Raw genomic sequence first — 17,387 nt, forward strand, 5'->3', positions numbered from 1 at the left:
CACAGGAGGAAGATCCCGTGAAGAACCTCATCCGCGCCGCGGCCGTCACGGCCAGCGCTATCGCACTCGTCGGCGGAGCCGCCACGGCCGCCCACGCCGTCAACTACGACATCAAGGTCAACGGCGGCTACACCCCCAACCCGGCGAACGTGAAGCTCACCTCGGTCGGGGCGGTCGGTCTATCCACTCCGCTTATCAGCTGGGGCTGCACCTCGTCCAGTGGCATGGCGTCACTCAAGGTCGGCGCATCCGTCCCCAGCCCGCACGCCAGCATCTCGAGCTTCGCCTTGACAGGCTGCACGTGGCCCGGTGGCCTACCGATGAACGTGACCACATCGGCAGGCTGGAACCTGAGCATCACTGGAGGCGGCCCCACGGTCTGGAACGCCACCATCACCGGCATCGCCGCACACGTCGTCGACGCCGTCGGCGGCACCACCTGTGCCTTCGACGTCACCGGCTCCGTCAACGGCTCGTTCGACGAGGGAACCCAGGACCTGACGATCACCAGCAGCAGCCTCACAGTGAGCAACATGACCGGCGGCTGCCTCGGCCTCATCGCGAACGGCGACCCGCTTACGACCGCCGCCACCTACCACGTCACCAACCCGGCAACTGGCCTCACGTGGCCGATCGACATCTCGTGACGAGGACCGCCCTGCGTCCTTGACAGGACGCAGGGCGGCTCACAGCTCGTACAGCAGATCAATCTCGAGACGGGAACGGGTAGGGCTTCGGGTAGTTGCAGGTGGACTCGTCACGGGGGCAGCCAAGCCCGGTCATGGCCGACTGGAACATCTTGAGCGGGAAACCCTTGCCCGACGCGAGAGTAGAGATCATGGGACTCAGGTCTTCGCTCCCTGAGCCGCATCCGCTGAATAGTGGAACGTCCAGCGTCCCGTTGAGTTCTCCACCCATCGCGGCGTAGTAGCTGCCGATGGGGACGTTGGGCACGTTTGGGTAGTACTCGGTTCCTTCAATGTCTGTGAAGTACCCCTTCCCGAGCGCTTCCAGGCGTGCATCCCGCGCCCAGCAACGGTCTCCCACGTTCACGGCGCGGCCGTCGATAGTCACGTTGCGGATCCGTAGGTCCACCTCGCCAGAAACCGAGGTGTCTTGGACATGGTCATAGGCAGGATTCACTACACCCGCGCCGATGCACTTCACTGGACAGGGCCCTGTGCCATTCAGATAGCTGTCGATGATGGTGGTCGCACTCAATCCGACCGGTAGGCCGTCGGCGTCCGCTGGCAAGCGAATCTCCGCAGTCGCCGTAACTGGGACCGAGCCGAATGCGACGGTTCGTACCGTGATCGCGGGAAAGTCGAAGAACGTCGACTCTGCAATGGGCGTCGCATGATTCGTGGGGTACGCGAGCGCGTCGGCGATGATGCGCGCGGTCGCACCGGGAGCTAGTTGGCAGTCCGATGCTTTGAAGTAGTCGCGGCAAAGCACGTCTGGAGGTGTAGTGACGGTGACGATGTCTGCCGCCATCGGGACTTTGGTCGCCCTCACCCACTGTTGCGCAGGCGTGACGAACGCGAGCGCGGTGCCCCCACCTCCTCTCAATGCGTCGAGGCGAGTTGCCGGCAGGTTGGGGAACTCGGCGTCAGGCTCAGCGCTGGCGATCCCCCCGACAAGGAGCGGGAAGATGACGGCCGCCAACCCGATCACACGGCGCACCCGGCGGCTGACACTCACGTTCATGGAGCCACGCTCGCATGGAGACGGCGCCTCCCTCAACGCATCCGGCCAATCCGGCCAGCAACTCGGACAAATGTCTGATCTCTGATTCAGACGAAAATCCGAAACCTGGAGCTTCCACACGGCTGATGCGGTGGATTCATCCGGATCCGCGGGTGATGTGGATCACGTGCCGATCTGGTGAGGTCAGTCGTACACCGCAGCGACCCCGCTGCAGCGAGTCACAGGAGGAAGATCCCGTGAAGAACCTCATCCGCGCCGCGGCCGTCACGGCCAGCGCTATCGCACTCGTCGGCGGAGCCGCCACGGCCGCCCACGCCGTCAACTACGACATCAAGGTCAACGGCGGCTACACCCCCAACCCGGCCAGCGTGAAGTTCACCTCGGTCGGGGCGATCGGGTTCGACGTCCCGCTGGTCAGCATGGGCTGCACCTCGTCCAACGGCACGGGGTCGCTCAAGGTCGGCGCATCCGTCGCCAACCCGCACGCCAGCATCTCGAGCATCGGCTTCACGGGCTGCACCGGCCCCGGTGGTCTGCCGATGACCGTGACGACGGCAGCCGGCTGGAACCTGTCCATCACCGGCGGCGGCCCCACGGTCTGGAACGGCACCATCACCAACATCGCTGCGCACGTCGTCGACGCCGTCGGTGGCACCACCTGTGCCTTCGACGTCAACGGCTCCGTCAACGGCTCGTTCGACGAGGGAACCCAGGACCTGACGATCACCAGCAGCAGCCTCACAGTGAGCAACATGACCGGCGGCTGCCTCGGCCTCATCGCGAACGGCGACCCGGCCACGTTCAGCGGCACGTACGACCTGGCCAACCCGGCAACCAACGCTGCCTGGCCGATCAACATCACCTGACGTTGATCTAGGCAGAAACCAGGGGCGGATGCGGACGACTGTTCCGCATCCGCCCTTGTCGATCCATCCATCCCACGTCCACACCCCAACCCAGAGGATCCCCCATGAAGAAGTTCCGTGCCCTCACTGTGACGGCCGCGGCCGCCGCGCTGACCCTCCTCACCGCCGTACCCGCCAACGCAGTCACCCTCAACTACGAGTACGACGCCAACGGCTGGACCCACATCCACTCCACCGACTCCGACCTGTGGATCAAGCCCACCAAGATGCAGCTCGCCATCCAGGGCGCCGACGGCACCTTCACCGGCCACATGCCGATCTCCCCCGCCGACACCAAGTTCGAGGTCCTCGGCTTCCTGCCCATCAAGGCACAGGTGAGCTTCGAAGAGGCTGCACCGCTGAACGGCGGAGTCGTCCGTGTGGGCAACATCGCCCGCGTCGACTCGACCGCCTCGTACTACGTCCGCCTCTCCAACGTCCTCATCGGTGGCATCCCCTCGCCCGTCGGGTCGAGCTGCCGCACCAAGGATCCGGTGACGCTGAGCGTCAGCACACCGGCCGGTGAGGCCTTCAACATCGCCAGCGGCGGCAACCTCGCCGGCTCTTTCACCATCGGCGATTTCGAGCACTGCCTGCTCAACACCCTCATCATCAACCAGCTCGTCCCCGGTGACGGCAACATGACCCTCGCCGTCACCAACGCCAAGTTCATCTCCGCCACCAACCCCTGACCCACCACGAAACCGCGACCCGGGGGTGGTGCGAGCGACGCTCGCACCACCCCCGACCTGCGTCTCGGCATCGGACAACTATCCGAGGCATGGGCGCCCCACTGCCCCGCAGTCGTGTATTCATCCGGGATTGTCTGCAGATGCACCGTTGCCTGTGCGATCTCCATCACTTCTCTGATGGGCTCTCACCATGCAGCGTCCGCTGCGTGCGCTGATCTCGAACACACCCTAGGGAGCCATCCATGAAGAAGTTCCGTGCCCTCGCCGTGACGGCCGCAGCCGCCGCGCTGACCCTGCTCACCGCCGTACCCGCCAACGCAGTCACCCTCAACTACGAGTACGACGCCAACGGCTGGACCCACATCCACTCCACCGACTCCGACCTGTGGATCAAGCCCACCAAGATGCAGCTCGCCATCCAAGGCGCCGACGGCACCTTCACCGGCCACATGCCGATCTCCCCCGCCGACACCAAGTTCCACGTCCTCGGCTTCCTGCCGATCAAGGCACAGGTCAACTTCGAAGAGGCCGCACCACTGAGCGGCCGAGTCGTCCGTGTGGGCAACATCGCCCGCGTCGACTCGACCGCCTCGTACTACATCCGCCTCTCCAACGTCCTCATCGCCGGCATCCCCTCGCCCGTCGGGTCGAACTGCCGCACCAAGGATCCGGTCACCCTCTCGGCCAACACCCCGGACGGCGAGATCTTCAACATCGCCAACGGCGGCAACCTCGCCGGATCCTTCACCATCGGCGACTTCGAGCACTGCCTGCTCAACACCCTCATCATCAACCAGCTCGTCCCCGGCGACGGCAACATGACCCTCGCCGTCACCAACGCCAAGTTCATCTCCGCCACCAACCCCTGACCCACCACGAAACCGCGACCCGGGGGTGGTGCGAGCGACGCTCGCACCACCCCCGACCCGCGTCTCGACCAGGTGCGGTGGGATAGCGATCCCAACGATCGTGCCCGGACCGCGGTGCATCTGGGATATCCGTCCGAGTCCTGCCCCAATCCGGCGCATCACCTAGCAGGCTCGAGAATGCGCTGATTTGCTTGTCCTACGCCCCGCAGGGCAGCCGGATACCCTCCCTCCTTTCGGCGCCCTGCGGGACCGTAACGTCGTTTCTCTGTGATAGGACATGTGATGCACGGCACACCGCAGGAGGGGCGGCCCAGCCATGGATCACCATCAAGCCAGCACGAGGACCCCGGCATGATCGAGGCTGGGGCCGACCACGCGCTTTCGCCGGGTGAGATCCCGCCCGGCCTCGTCAACCTCGTCAAACCGACACTCGACGGTCTGGTCGAGCGGATCTCCGGCAAGATCCAGCGCGAGGTGCCCGCCTTCGCAGGGCCTGCCTCCGGCCGCCGCCACAAGCTCATCACCACTGCCGCGACCGGGGCGATCAGCCACTTCCTCGACATGGTGCTCGGCAAGCCGTCGTCGACCGGCGCACGGGTCGACGATCTCTTCCGGCGGATGGGCCACGCCGAAGCTGTCGACGGCCATGACCTGACCGCGATCCGCGAGGCGCTCCAGATCGCCGGCCGAGAGGCATGGACGGAGCTCCGCACCATCGCGTCGAAGCACCACCTGTCGGCAGACGTGCTCGGCAAGATCGGCGACGACGTCTTCGGCTACCTCGACCACCTCAGCAACCAGGTCACGATCGGCTACGACGCCACCCGCCGAGCGCAGGCCAGCGACGTCGGCGCGGCCCGTCGACGCCTGACCGAAGCCTTGCTCGATCAAGCCGGGCAGGATGAGATCGATGCCCTCGCCACAGCTGCCGCGTGGACGATCCCGTCGCGACTCGTCGTCCTGAGCGCTGACACTGCCGACGGCGACGAGATGCCGGAGCTGGTCGACTCCGAGACCGACGTCCTCATGCACCCGTCGCCTGGCCCTGCGACGTACCTCTGCTCCGCCGACGATCGTGACGCGGTCATCGGGGAGCTGCGAGGCATGGTGCCCACGATCCGAATCGCGGCGAGCTGGAAGGTCGCGACCAGCGACGTCGGCGACGCACAGCGGTGGACACTGCGCGCACTCGAGCTCGCCGACAAGGGCATCATCTCCGCTGACGACGTCATCGAGTGCGTCGACTACCGCACGATGCTGTGGCTCCACTCCGAACCAGCGCTGCGTCGCCAGATGGCGCAAGAGCTCCTCGTGCCCCTGTTCGCCGAGTCCCCCAACTCCCGGGAGATCCTCTCCGAGACCCTCCTCGACTGGTTGCAGACCCGCGACAGTGCCCCCGCGATCGCCGCACGCCTCGGCGTGCACGCGCAGACGGTGCGCTACCGGTGGAAGCGCATCAACGAGCTGTTCGGCGAGGCGCTGCACGACCCGGAGTTCGTCGTCCAACTCACGCTCGTGCTCAAGGCGAGCGTGCCGCTGTGGGTCGCCGGTGACCAGAGCGACTTCGAGCGCTACCTCAACGAGGAGCCTTCGTGACGACAGCCCCGACCGATACCCGCGCGCCGCACGACCGGCGTACGCGCCTGGCTGTGCACCGACCGTCGGCCTCGCCGGCGGCACGCATGGCGCTCGGTGCGGTCGCCGTCGTCGCCGTCGGCGTCGTGCTGCTCTGCTCCACACCGGTGGTCCGCTTTCCTTCCTGGCGGGAGGTCGTGGTCGCAGCAGGGAGCGCCGTCTCGCTGTGGTGCGTCTGGTCGCTCCGCGCTGAGCTCACGGGCGAGGTGCGTCACCGACGAGTCGGGTTGGTGACCCTGTCGCTCGTCGCCGTCGTCGTCGCGAGCGCGTGGTCCATCGGCGCGCTTGCCGCAGGCGGACCGACCCTCGACCTCGGCGTGGCAGCGGTGGTCGGTGTCGTGATCCTCGCGTGCCACGGGATACGGCGGGAGGCGGCCGTCGGGCCGACACCCGTGCCGCGGTGGTTCGTTCCCGCCGCTCTCGCCGTGGCCGTCGCGACCGTCGGAGTGTGGATCGCGATCGACGCCCGGCCCACCCGCGCGCTCGCCGCCGGTGTCGCCGTCACCATCGCGGCCTGTCCCGGAGCCGTCGGCCTCGCCCTCCCGGCCGCGTACCGGTTCGGCACCCGACGCGGCGACGCACTCGGCGTCGCCATCGACGACGCCGCGACACTCGCCGTCAGCCAGCGCATCGACACCCTCGTGCTCGACGGCCTGCGGACCTTCGCGACCGGCAAGCGTGTCGCATCCGTCGACCCGGTGCATTCCGACCACGAACGGAACATCCGCTGGTTCGCAGGTGCGCTCGAGCACGCCTCCGACAACCCTGTGGGCAAGGCCATCGCCAAGCTGTCGGCACGTGGCCGCCTCTCCGGCGTCCGGACGCACCCGGGACTCGGCATGAGCGGCTCCGTGGACCGCCATCCTGTCCGCGTGGGGCGCCCCGACTGGGTCGGCATCGACGCGACCGAGCGGGTGGGCATCACGGTCGGCGTCGAGGTCGATGCACGCCCGCTCGGGACGATCACGGTCGTCGACGCCGTACGCCCGACCTCGGCACCCGCCGTCGCCGCGCTGCGCACGCTCGGGGTCGACCCCGTCCTCGTGACCACGGCGGATCCGCTCACCGCGAAGGATCTCGCCGAGCAGCTCGGCATCGACCGGGTTGTCGCTGAAGCCGGGCCGACGACCACGGCGGACCTCGTCTCCGACCTGCGAAACGAGGGCCGCGCCGTCGCCCTTCTCGCCGACGCACCGGAGGACGCCGAGTCGAGCTCCGTCGAGCTGGTCCTTGCCGTGGGCGACCCACCCGCCCCGGTCACCGTGACCCTCGCCGAGGGCGACGTCGCCGAAGCCGTCACCGCGCTCTCGCTCGCTCGGACGATCGACACCCAGTCGCGCTCGACGCTGCGGGTCGCCACCGCGTACACCGCGGGTGCGGTCGCCGTCGCCGCTGTCGGGCTGCTCCCGCCGATGGGGGCCTCCCTCGCACTGGCGGCAAGCTCGCTCATCGTGCTGGCGAGCGCGGCGCGGCTGCGCCGGTTCAGCGTCTGACGCGCTGTCCACAGGCTGCGGTCATGGCCCGTCGCGGTGTCCTTCGACGTCGCTAGCGTGTGGCCCACGCCCGAGGAGGCACCCTGCGATGACGACCATGACCACCGCCGGTCTGCACAGCGGGCCGTACGCGGTTGCTGTGACGGCGAGCGCCCTCGTGGGGTGAGGGGGTTTCGACTCGCTTCGCTCGCTCAACCAGCGGAGGGAGGAGCTCAGCTGGCGGAGGGGGGGTCGCTCAACCAGCGAGGGGGGTCGCTCAACCAGCGGAGGGCTTGCGGCGGTTCGCCATCGCGACGAGCACTCCCGAGCCCGTCACCGCGATGTACGACGTGAGCACCGCGAGCGCGATCGGCACGGTCTCCACAGCGCCGAGGTTCATCATCAGGGCCGCCAGCATCACGAGGGTGAAGGGCGCGGCGACGATCGCCCCCGGGAGCGCGGCGAACACGCAGCTGAAGGCCAGCGCCACGGGAAGCTCCGGGATCAGGAGGTGGATCGCGTACCCGTACGTCCCGCCCATGAACAGCATCGGGAAGAACGGTCCCCCGATGAAGCCCGACTCCATGCAGACGGAGAACGTGATCATCTTCGCCAGCACGACCAGCAAGAGGAATCCGGCCCCGAGGCCCGAGCCTGACCCCAGCACGGTCCTGAGCTGGTCGCTGCCGGTGAACAACGTGAGAGGGAGCGCGACGGCCACGATTCCGAACACCACCCCGCCGATCACCGGACGCAGGATCGTGCGCTCCGCCAGCGGCGCGACCAGCTTGCGTACGATCCCGGTGATCACCGCGAGGACCAGGGCGCCGACCGCCGCGGCGAGGCCGAGCCCCACGCCCGCGAGGAGGTACCAGTCCTTGAAGTCGTACGACGACACGTCGTAGATGCCGAGGAACGTCGTCCCCGCGATCGGGTAGAAGATCGCGAACGCCACCGTCGACGACACCAGCGAGCCGAACACGACGTGGGTGAAGCGACGCCTGTGCGGCTTGGCCATCTCGAGCACGAGCAGCGTCGCCACGATCGGCGACGCGAGCAGACCGCCGTACGCCCCCGAGGTGCCGGTGAGCATCGTCGCCTTCTGCATGTCCGGATCGGTACGCCGTTGGCCGACGTACGTGCCCAGCCCTCCGCCCATCGAGCCGAGAGCAGCCTCCGGCCCGAGGCTGGCCCCGCCGACGAGCGACATCGCCGACACCGCGACGGTGCCGGGCACGCTGCGCGGCTCGACGCGTTCCTCCTCGAGCTCGTCGATGAGCCCTGGGGTGTGCGCGGGCATGTGCAGGAAATGACGGATGAGCCCGACGATCAGCCCGGTCCCCGCCGTGACTGCGATCCACCACCAACTGCCGCCCCACCAGCCGTTGCTCTGCGGATCCCCCCAGAAGTCGCCGTTCTCGACGATGGCGAGGAACACGAGTCCACCGAAGGCGAGCACGACGCCGAACACGACGGCGTCCCTGATCAGAACCCAGAAGTCACGAGACCGCGCAAGGGGCGCGATCGGCAGTGTGCCCGGTTGCTCGGCCCCCGTCATGGTCGCCATCGTCGCACCTCCGCTGACTGCCCGCGACACGCTGGCAACAAACGGCTCGCGCGTGTCACCCCGCGGAGGCACCCTGTGGGGACAACCTCCTGCGTCAAACTAGACTTCGTTACTACACTTACCCGAGTCCGTGATCCCGCCGTCGAGGAGACCCCTTGTCGACCACCCGCAGCACCCGACCGACCATCGTCATCGTCGGAGCCGGCGCAGCAGGCACACTCGTCGCCCTGCACCTCGCCCGGACCGCGGGCCGACGCTCCACCGGCATCGACGTCGTCCTCGTCGACCCCGCCGACCGGTGGGGACGCGGCACCTCGTTCGGCACGCTCGACGACCAGCACCTCCTCAACGTCCCCGCCGCCGGCATGAGCGCGCTCCCCGAAGACCCCGCCCACTTCGTCGGCTGGCGCACCCGCGAGGAGACCGACGGCGGAGACCCGGCGACGTTCGCGCGGCGCCGCCAGTACGCCCGCTACCTCGACGAGACCCTGACCGAGACCTACCAAGGCCCGCCCGGGGAGTTCGCCTCGCTGCACCACGTCCGGGCGAGCGCGGTCAGCCTCCGCCGTACCGGGTCTGGCGCTGTCGTCGCCACCAGCGACGGCCGCGAGCTCGAGGCCGATGCGGTCGTCGTCGCCACAGGCCTCCCCGCCGCCGGACACGCCTGGGCACCCGAGTCGCTGCGATCCTCGGCCTTCTTCGTCCCCGACCCGTGGGCAGCCGGCGCGCTCGACGTCGTACGCCGTGACCGCTCGGGCCCCGGCGACGTCCTCCTCGTCGGCACCGGCCTCACGATGGTCGACGTCACGCTCTCGCTCACCGACCAGGCGAACCGCTCGGACCGCGTCGTCCATGCGATCTCCCGCAACGGGCGCCTCCCCCGAGCGCATGTGCCAGAGCTCAAGCTCGCGGCGATCCCTGACGTGTCCGAGTGGGGCAGCTCGCTGGCCGACATCCGCGCGCAGGTCCGACGCCACCTCGAGACGGTCGAGCGCGACAGCGGCGACTGGCGTCCCGCCGTCGACGGACTGCGGTTCCAGATCGCCACGCTCTGGGGGCGGCTCAGCAACGAGGATCGCGCCGAGTTCCTCGCGTCCGACGCCGGCGCCTGGAACGTCCTCCGACACCGCATGCCACCCTCGAGCGCCGCTCTCGTCGACGGGCTCCGCGACACCGGACGACTCGTACTCTCCCCCGGCTCCGTCGTCGAGGCCGAGCCACTGCCGACCGGCGGGCTGCGCGTGACGGTCTCGACTCGCTCCGCTCGCTCGACCAGCGAGGGGGAGGCACCGGACGCGGCCAGCGAAGGAGGCGTCTCGGAGACCACCTCGTACGACGTGGGCTGGGTCGTGAACTGTACGGGGCCGCAGGCCGACATCCGGCTCCTCGGCGACCCGTTCCTCGACGACCTCCTGCGTCCGCGCGGCGGCGCCTCGACCGCGGTCGTGTCGATGGCCGGGATGGGGTTCGTCACCGAGCAGGGCCGCCTCATCGACTCCGAGGGTCGCACCGACGCGCCGCTCTGGACGCTCGGCGCCCTGCGACGCGGCGAGCTGTGGGAGTCGACCGCGGTTCCCGAGATCCGCAGCCAGGCGCTCGCCGTCTCGACCGCCGTCCTCGACGCGATCGCACCGCTGCCCCGACGACTCGCCGACGGCCGGATCGTCAGCGGCCACCACCCGGCGGCCCGCCCCCGCGACCCGCTCGGCCTGCCCATCTCGACGACGGCCGAGGCGGCGACCGCGTACAACGCCGGACTCGAACGCCTCATGCGTCTCCAGGACGACGTCGAGGTCCCGCTGCGCGAGGCCGTCGCGCTCGACCCCGACTTCGCGCTCGGCCACGCGACCCTCGCGCTCCTCGGTCACGAAGCCGGGGCCGACGCCGACGTCCAGGCCTCGCTCGAAGCCGCGCTGCAGGCCGTGCTCAAGCGCGGCGACGAACGCGAACGCAGCCTCGTCGACGTCGTCGCGCAGCGCGTCAAGGACGTACGCCACCAGGGAGCGCGCGCCCTCATGAACCACATCGCCGGACACCCGCGCGACATCCTCGCGGTCTCCGCCGCCGTCCCCACCATCGCCTTCTCCGGCGTCACCGACGTCCAGCAGGAGGCGTGGGACCTCGTCGAGGGGCTCGCCCCCGCGTACGGGGACCACTGGTGGTACATCTCGCTGCTCGCCTTCACCCGCCAGGACCAGTTCCGGTTCGAAGAGGCCGGGCTCCTCGCGGAGAGCGCGCTGTCGTGCGAGCCGTCGTCCGGGCACGCCGTCCACGCGCAGACCCACGTCATGTACGAAACGGGGCAGCACGAAGGCGGTCGCGTCTGGCTCGACCACTGGGTGACGGAGAGTGGCCGGTCCGCCAGCCACCGCGCACACTTCTCGTGGCACGCCGCGCTGCACGAGCTCGCGCTCGGCGACACCGAGGCCGTACGCCGCCGCTACTACTCGCAGCTCGCGCCGCCGGCCGTCACGGGGGTCCGTGCACTCATCGACTCCGCCTCGCTGCTGTGGCGCTGGCGGTTGACCACCTCCGACTGGGACGCGGCCGTGACCCACGGCGTACCCGACGCTCCCGGCAACGCGTTCACCGGCGAGTCCGCCCCGCCGCCCATCGGCAGCGTCCTCGAAGCGGTCGACCCAATCATGGTCGAGCGCCCGGAGACGCCGTTCGTCGCGCTCCACGCCGCCATCGCCCTCGCCGCGTCGGAGCAGCCGGCACGCCTCGCCGCCCTCGCCCAGCACTGCCGGCGGTCAGACGATGCCACCATGCGTACGGTCGTGGCGACCGTCTGCGACGCCCTGCTCGCTGCTGCCGAGCGCAGGTGGGACGCTGCCGCGACGCTGCTCGACGACACCGTGCCGGTGCTCGCGAAGGTCGGAGGGTCCGCGGCCCAGCGCGAGATCGTCGAGGAGACCCTGCTGTTCTGCCTCGTCAGCGCGGGTCACGCCGAGCGGGCGCACGCATTGCTCGATGCGCGCCTGCACCGGCGGCCGTCGCTGCTGGATGCGCGGCGGCGGTCGTCGCTGCTCGTCGGCGGCGTGACGGTATAGCGCCCGCCGGCCCCGCAGGTCGAGGCCGGAGCGCCAGAAACCCCCTCGCTGGTCGAGGCCGGAGCACCAGCGGAGGATCGAGACCCCGGGTCCACCCCCGCTGGTCGAGGCCGGAGCGCCAGCGGAGGATCGAGACCCCAGGTCCACCCCCGCTGGTCGAGGCCGGAGCGCCAGCGGAGGATCGAGACCCCCGGGTCCACCCCCGCTGGTCGAGGCCGGAGCGCCAGCGGAGGATCGAGACCCAGGTCTCGATCGCTTCGCGCCTCGACCAGCGAGGGTGAAGGCATCGACCACCCCAGGTCTCGATCGCTTCGCGCCTCGACCAGCGAGGGTGAACGCCTCGACCAACCACACCCGCTGGTCGAGGCCGGAGCGCCAGCGGAGGATCGAGACCCCCGGGTCCACACCCGCTGGTCGAGGCCGGAGCGCCAGCGGAGGATCGAGACCCCCGGGTCTCGATCGCTTCGCGCCTCGACCAGCGAGGGTGAAGGCGTCGACCAGCCCGGGTCTCGATCGCTTCGCGCCACGACCAGCGAGAGTGAAGGCGTCGACCACCCCAGGTCTCGATCGCTTCGCGCCTCGACCAGCGAAGGGGATGGCCTCGACCAGCGAAGGGGATGGCCTCGACCAGCGAGAACCTACGGCGACGGGGTTGCTGTCGGCTGCGCGACTTGGCTCTGGACCCGGGCGAGCAGACGGCCCATCTCGTCGACCTGCTTCTGGTACTCGCCGAGGTTGCCCTCCTCGAGCGCCTTCTGCGCAGCGGCGTAGGCGGCGTCGGCCTGCTCGAGCAGCTGCTCGACACTCTGCGGTGTCGGCGCCGGGGTCTCGGTGCCGTCGCCGCCCGTGCCGCCTTCGTCAGGATCCGGCTCGGGTGCCCCCTCGATACCAAGGGCGACACGCAGTGCCTCGTCGAGGTCCTGGCCGAAGCCGATGCCGTCGCCGAACGTCGCAATGACGAACTGCAGGACCGGGTACGAGCCTTCGGCCGCGGTTCGCCGGATGTAGACGGGTTGGACGTACAGCAGTCCCTCGCCCACAGGGAGCGTCAGCAGGTTGCCGAACAGCACCTTGGTCTCGGCCGACTTGAACGGCAGCAACGCCTGCGAGACACGACTGTCGGCCTCGAACTTGTTGGCGACCTGGTTCGGGCCGTCCACCGTGGTGGCAGAGCCCAGCTGTAGGACTTGTAGCTTGCCGTAGTTCTCGGCGTCGCTCGCCTCGGAGTTCACCGAGACGAATGACGCGAGGTTCTGACGGTTGTTGGGCAGATAGACGCTCGTCAGCGAGAACCGCGGCTGCTCCTCGCCGGGGCGCTGGATCGAGAGGTAGTACGGCGGCTGGATCGCACCCTTGGACGTCGGGTCCTCGGGGATCTTCCAGCGCTCGCCACCCTCGTAGAACGTCTGCGGCTCGGTGACGTGGTAGGCGCCGAGGATGCTCCGCTGCACCTTGAACAGGTCCACCGGGTAGCGCAGGTGCTGCAGCAGGTCGGCGGAGATCTCGGACTTCGGCTTCACCGTGTCCGGGAACACCTTCATCCACGTCTTGAGGATCGGGTCCTCGGTGTCCCACTCGTACAGGTCGACCGTGCCGTCGTACGCGTCGACGACCGCCTTGACGGCGTTGCGCATGTAGTTGACCTGGTCCGACGGCAGCAGCGCCTGCGCGCCCGAACCCGTCAGGGTGTCGGACGTCGCCTCGTCGAGGGAGACCTTCTCGGAGTACGGGTAGTTCGACGACGTCGTGTATCCGTCGACGATCCACACGACGCGGCCGTCCACGACCGCGGGATACGGGTCACCGTCGATCGTCAGCCACGGCGCGACCTTGGAGACACGGTCGCGCGGGTTGCGGTCGTACAGGATCTTGGAGTTCTCGTTGACACGGTCCGAGAGGACGATGTTGGGCTCGCTGAACTTCACCGCGTACAGCAGCTTGCGGAACATGCTGCCGACGCCGACGCCACCCTCGCCGTCGTACGTGTTCTGGGTGGCCGTCTCGCCCTTGGCGTCGGCGTCAGCAGCGTCGGCGCCGTCGGCGTCGGCCGTCGTGCCGTTGCCGCGCGGGATGTCGACCTCGATCGGCTTCGCGCCGTCGGGGCGTCCGACGATCGAGTACGAGGGAGAGTTCTCACCGAAGTAGATGCGCGGCTGCTTGTCGAGGTTCAGCTCGCCGACCGGCGGGATGTCACGCTCGACCCACACCGGCTCGCCCTGGCTGTCGCGCTGGTTGCCCTGCGCCGCGATCACGCCGTAGCCGTGGGTGTAGACGGTGTGGTCGTTGTTCCAGTTGCGCTGGTTGTCGGGCAGGCCCGAGAGGTCGAGCTCGCGCGCCGCGATCACGATGTCTTGCGGGACGTCGTTGCCCTCGAGCTCGTAGCGGTCGACGTCGAGCGTCGGCGGCACGTTGTAGTAGCCACGGACCTGCTGCAGCTGCTCGAACGCCGGCGAGACCAGCGTCGGGTCGAGCAGTCGCGTGCTGACGCGCGACTCCGCCGACTCGGTCAGCTGCTCGGGCGTGAGCTTCGTCTGGGCGTTGTAGTCGCGCACCTCGACGTCGGCGATGCCGTACGCGTCGCGGGTCGCCTCGATGTTCTTGGCGATGTACGGCTCTTCGCGGTCCGGCTCGTCCGGCTTGACCTGGAACGACTGCATGATCGCCGGCCAGATGCCACCGATCAGCACCGACGTCAGCACGAGCAGCGCGAGGCTGATGCCGGGGAGGAGCCAGTTCTGCCAGATCGCGTTCGCGAAGAACAGCAGCGCGCACAGCAGCGACACGGCGAGCAGGATGTTCTTGCTCGGGATGCGTGCGTTGGCGTCGGTGTAGGAGATGCCCGTGAGCAGGCTGCCCGCGTCGACGGAGAACCCGAAGCGGTCGAGCCAGTACGCGAAGGCCTTCAGAAGCATGATCAGGCCGATGAGGATCGACACGTGCGTCTGCGTCGCGCGCGAGATGCGGCGGTTCTTGCCCGACAGCGTGATGCCGCCGTAGACGTAGTAGACGAACGCGACCGCCAGCACGGACACGATCAGCAGCGCGAACCCGTACGCGGTCAGGAAACGCAGCCACGGGTAGTCGAAGACGAAGAACGAGATGTCGCGGCCGAACGTCGGATCGTCCTTGCCGAAGGACGCTCCGTTGCGCCACGTCAGGTACGTGCGCCACTGACCAGCGGCCGACGAGCCGGCAAACAGCAGGAGCACCACGCCCAGCGCCGCCATCGCCGGCTTGCGCAGCGGGTGGATCGCCTCGCGGTAGCGGACGACGGGGTCGTTCGGGCGGGCCATCGCCGGAAGCTTGGGACGCGACCGGTAGGCGAGCCAGACGTTGAGCAGCACGACGCCCGCGAACAGGACGCCGAAGACGACGAACAGCAGCACTCGCGTGCTGAGCATCGTCGAGAAGACCCCGGCGTAGTCGACCGAGCTGAACCACAGCCGGTCGGTCCACACACCCGTGAAGATGGCGCCCAGGAAGAGCAGCGCCACCAAGGTGATGATGGTGGGGATGAGGACACGTCGTCCCTGCCGACCGGCATCAGCCTGAGGTCGGGCAGCGGCGGATCCTTCGCTCACGAGTCTCCTTCAGTGGGTGTGCTCGCGCACGGATGCGTTCCGGGATGCCAGTGTGCCAGGTCACTCCACAAGCGTCTGCCGGAGCATCGACACCAGCCCCGGAACGAGATCCGGGCCCTCGGCGAGCTCGTCGTTGCCGCGCGCCTCGACGATGCAGTGCGCCTGGCCGTCGCGGGTGACCGCCACCGTGAGACGCACCTCCTGGCGGTCCGGGTGCTCGGCGGCGAAGTCGACCACGGACTCGTCCTCGGGCAGAGACTCCTCGACCTCCGGCGGGAGCATCAGGCGCTCCAGCACCACCGCCGTACCGTCGACCTGCGGAGGCCAGACGATCTCGGCCACGAAGTCCTCGAACGACCGCTCCCCCGGGAGCTCGTCCTGCTCGACCGCGGTGAACGAGTCGTCCGCGTCGTCGGGCCCGACCCCGAGCTCTCGGGCGAGCGCAGGCTCGTCGGCGATCAGCGACGCCGTACGCACCAACGCGTACAGGCGGGGCGGCAGGTCCCAGCCGGAGCTCTGCGCCACCTCGGCGATCTCGAGCGCGGTCTCGCGGAGAGGGTTCGTGGGCATCAGCTGCATGTCGGCACCGTGGCCTTCGGATCGTCGGAGAGCTTCTCGAGCGCGTTGATGGCGTCGTCCAGCGTGGCGACCCGTACGAGTCGCATGCCGAAGTCGTCCGAGGCCGCCGCCTCTTCGCAGTTGCCGTCGGGGACCATGAAGACGGTCGCGCCCGCGTCGGCGGCGCCGGCGAGCTTCTGCTGGACGCCACCGATCGGACCGACCGTGCCGGCAGCGTCGATCGATCCGGTGCCGGCGATGGTCTTGCCGTCGGTGAGTGCGCCCGGGGTGAGCATGTCGTACAGGGAGAGCGCGAACACCAGGCCGGCGCTCGGCCCGCCGATCGACTCCCCCAGGTTGTTGCTGATCGGGAACGGCAGCTCGACGTCGGAGCCGAGGCTGACGCCGATGCGGGCCTTCGTCGGGTCGTCCGGCGACTTCTCCGACGTGACCTTGACGGTCTGCGCCTTGCCGTCGCGCCGGACGTCGAGCGTGATCACCGACCCCGGCTCCTGCGAGGAGACCAGAGTCACCGCCTGCTCGGTGCCCGTGACCTTCTCGCCGTCCACGCTCACCAGCACGTCGTCGACCTCGAGCTTGCCGGCCGACGGCCCGTCCGCGGCGACCGAGGCGACCGTGACGACCGACTCGACCTCGTAGCCGGCCTCGGTCAGCGCCGCCGCCTCCGACGTCAGCTGCGAGGACTGCATCTGGACGGCGTTCTCCTGCTTCGACTCCTCCGCCGTCTGCCCCTCGGGATAGATGAGGTCCCGCGGGACCACGGCTTCCTTCGGGTTGAAGTACGCGATGAATGCCTGCGGCAGGCTCACCCGCGAGTCGGCGCGGGTGACCGACACGGTCGTCAGGCGGATCTCGCCGTCGGTCGGGTACGTCTTGGCGTCCTCGATCTCGAGCACCGGCTTGCCCTCGTACTCGCCGAGCGCGTCGACCGTCGGCCCCGGGCGCATCGTGACGTACGGGACCGGGAGGAGCATCGCCACCGCGAACAAGGTCACGACCAGCAACCCGGCCGCAGCCAGGGTGGAAGTACGTCGAGTCATCGGTGCCCGTTCACCCCGGTACGGCGTACGACGACGCCGCTGGCACGCTGCGGCGCCTGCCGCGCGTGGACGACGTCGGGAAGCGGGCGGCGTACGGCGTCGCTGAACCGTGCGTACGCCGGGTCGCCGGGACCCCACGAACGGCCGGCCCGGGTGCCGCTGCGCGCCAGATCGTCGGCCCCGCGGCGGGCGTACCACGCAGCCCACACCATCGCGAGCGACGTCACGGCGAGCGGCACCGCCAGCCACAGCAGGATCTTCACCCGCTCAGTCTAGGCACCTTGCCG

13 protein-coding genes are annotated in these 17,387 nt (G+C 69.1%); 7 read left to right on the forward strand and 6 right to left on the reverse strand.

All coding sequences use genetic code 11. The annotated features are described in order from the left end of the window. A partial coding sequence (locus GH747_RS10380) for a hypothetical protein (protein WP_205602890.1) occupies window positions 1-647 on the forward strand: 647 nt, incomplete at its 5' end. Window positions 648-705: 58 nt separating this feature from the next. Here GH747_RS10380 and GH747_RS10385 read toward each other — a convergent pair. Continuing rightward, window positions 706-1,707 (reverse strand): hypothetical protein, encoded by a 1,002-nt coding sequence (locus tag GH747_RS10385; RefSeq protein WP_149769540.1) that lies wholly within the window; start codon window positions 1,705-1,707, stop codon window positions 706-708. A 236-nt stretch (window positions 1,708-1,943) separates the two neighbouring features. On the opposite strand from GH747_RS10385, the gene GH747_RS10390 reads away from it, so the two are divergent. The 5 genes from GH747_RS10390 to GH747_RS10410 all read left to right on the forward strand — a co-directional run bounded on the left by GH747_RS10390 (window position 1,944) and on the right by GH747_RS10410 (window position 7,301). Continuing rightward, window positions 1,944-2,573: a hypothetical protein gene (locus GH747_RS10390; protein ID WP_149769541.1), complete on the forward strand. Its 630-nt coding sequence runs from the start codon at window positions 1,944-1,946 to the stop codon at window positions 2,571-2,573. A 104-nt stretch (window positions 2,574-2,677) separates the two neighbouring features. Further along, on the forward strand, window positions 2,678-3,304 hold the full coding sequence (locus GH747_RS10395; protein WP_149769542.1) for a hypothetical protein: 627 nt from the start codon (window positions 2,678-2,680) through the stop codon (window positions 3,302-3,304). Between the two features lie 242 nt (window positions 3,305-3,546). Beyond that, window positions 3,547-4,173 (forward strand): hypothetical protein, encoded by a 627-nt coding sequence (locus GH747_RS10400; RefSeq protein ID WP_149769543.1) that lies wholly within the window; start codon window positions 3,547-3,549, stop codon window positions 4,171-4,173. A gap of 351 nt (window positions 4,174-4,524) precedes the next feature. Next, window positions 4,525-5,769, forward strand: coding sequence for a PucR-like N-terminal domain-containing protein (locus tag GH747_RS10405; protein ID WP_163695491.1), 1,245 nt, complete (start codon window positions 4,525-4,527; stop codon window positions 5,767-5,769). Next, window positions 5,766-7,301, forward strand: a complete 1,536-nt coding sequence (locus GH747_RS10410; protein WP_149769545.1) for an HAD family hydrolase — start codon at window positions 5,766-5,768, stop codon at window positions 7,299-7,301. The genes GH747_RS10405 and GH747_RS10410 overlap by 4 nt, the downstream gene beginning before the upstream one ends. A gap of 256 nt (window positions 7,302-7,557) precedes the next feature. Here GH747_RS10410 and GH747_RS10415 read toward each other — a convergent pair whose 3' ends face one another. Further along, window positions 7,558-8,847, reverse strand: coding sequence for a chloride channel protein (locus tag GH747_RS10415; protein ID WP_149769546.1), 1,290 nt, complete (start codon window positions 8,845-8,847; stop codon window positions 7,558-7,560). Window positions 8,848-9,002: 155 nt separating this feature from the next. Here GH747_RS10415 and GH747_RS10420 point away from each other — a divergent pair, with 155 nt between their 5' ends. Then, a complete protein-coding gene (locus GH747_RS10420) occupies window positions 9,003-11,900 on the forward strand; it encodes an FAD/NAD(P)-binding protein (RefSeq protein ID WP_205602891.1) in 2,898 nt (965 codons plus the stop codon). 638 nt (window positions 11,901-12,538) lie between these two features. On the opposite strand, the gene GH747_RS10425 is transcribed toward GH747_RS10420, so the two are convergent. The 4 genes from GH747_RS10425 to GH747_RS10440 are packed head-to-tail and all read right to left on the reverse strand — an operon-like array spanning window position 12,539 to window position 17,363. Then, entirely contained in the window at window positions 12,539-15,481 is a 2,943-nt protein-coding gene (locus tag GH747_RS10425; RefSeq protein WP_149769547.1) for a UPF0182 family membrane protein, read from the reverse strand. 60 nt (window positions 15,482-15,541) lie between these two features. Continuing rightward, on the reverse strand, window positions 15,542-16,060 hold the full coding sequence (locus GH747_RS10430) for a PPA1309 family protein (protein ID WP_149769548.1): 519 nt from the start codon (window positions 16,058-16,060) through the stop codon (window positions 15,542-15,544). Next, window positions 16,051-17,100, reverse strand: a complete 1,050-nt coding sequence (locus tag GH747_RS10435; protein WP_149769549.1) for a YlbL family protein — start codon at window positions 17,098-17,100, stop codon at window positions 16,051-16,053. Before GH747_RS10435 ends, GH747_RS10430 begins: the two co-directional genes overlap by 10 nt. Further along, window positions 17,097-17,363 carry a hypothetical protein gene (locus GH747_RS10440; protein ID WP_149769550.1) on the reverse strand — a complete coding sequence of 89 codons (267 nt, stop codon included), beginning with the start codon at window positions 17,361-17,363 and terminating at the stop codon, window positions 17,097-17,099. The genes GH747_RS10435 and GH747_RS10440 overlap by 4 nt, the downstream gene beginning before the upstream one ends. Between the last annotated feature and the right edge of the window lie 24 nt (window positions 17,364-17,387).

The sequence above is a fragment of the Mumia xiangluensis genome, assembly GCF_010994095.1.
Lineage (GTDB): Bacteria > Actinomycetota > Actinomycetes > Propionibacteriales > Nocardioidaceae > Mumia > Mumia xiangluensis.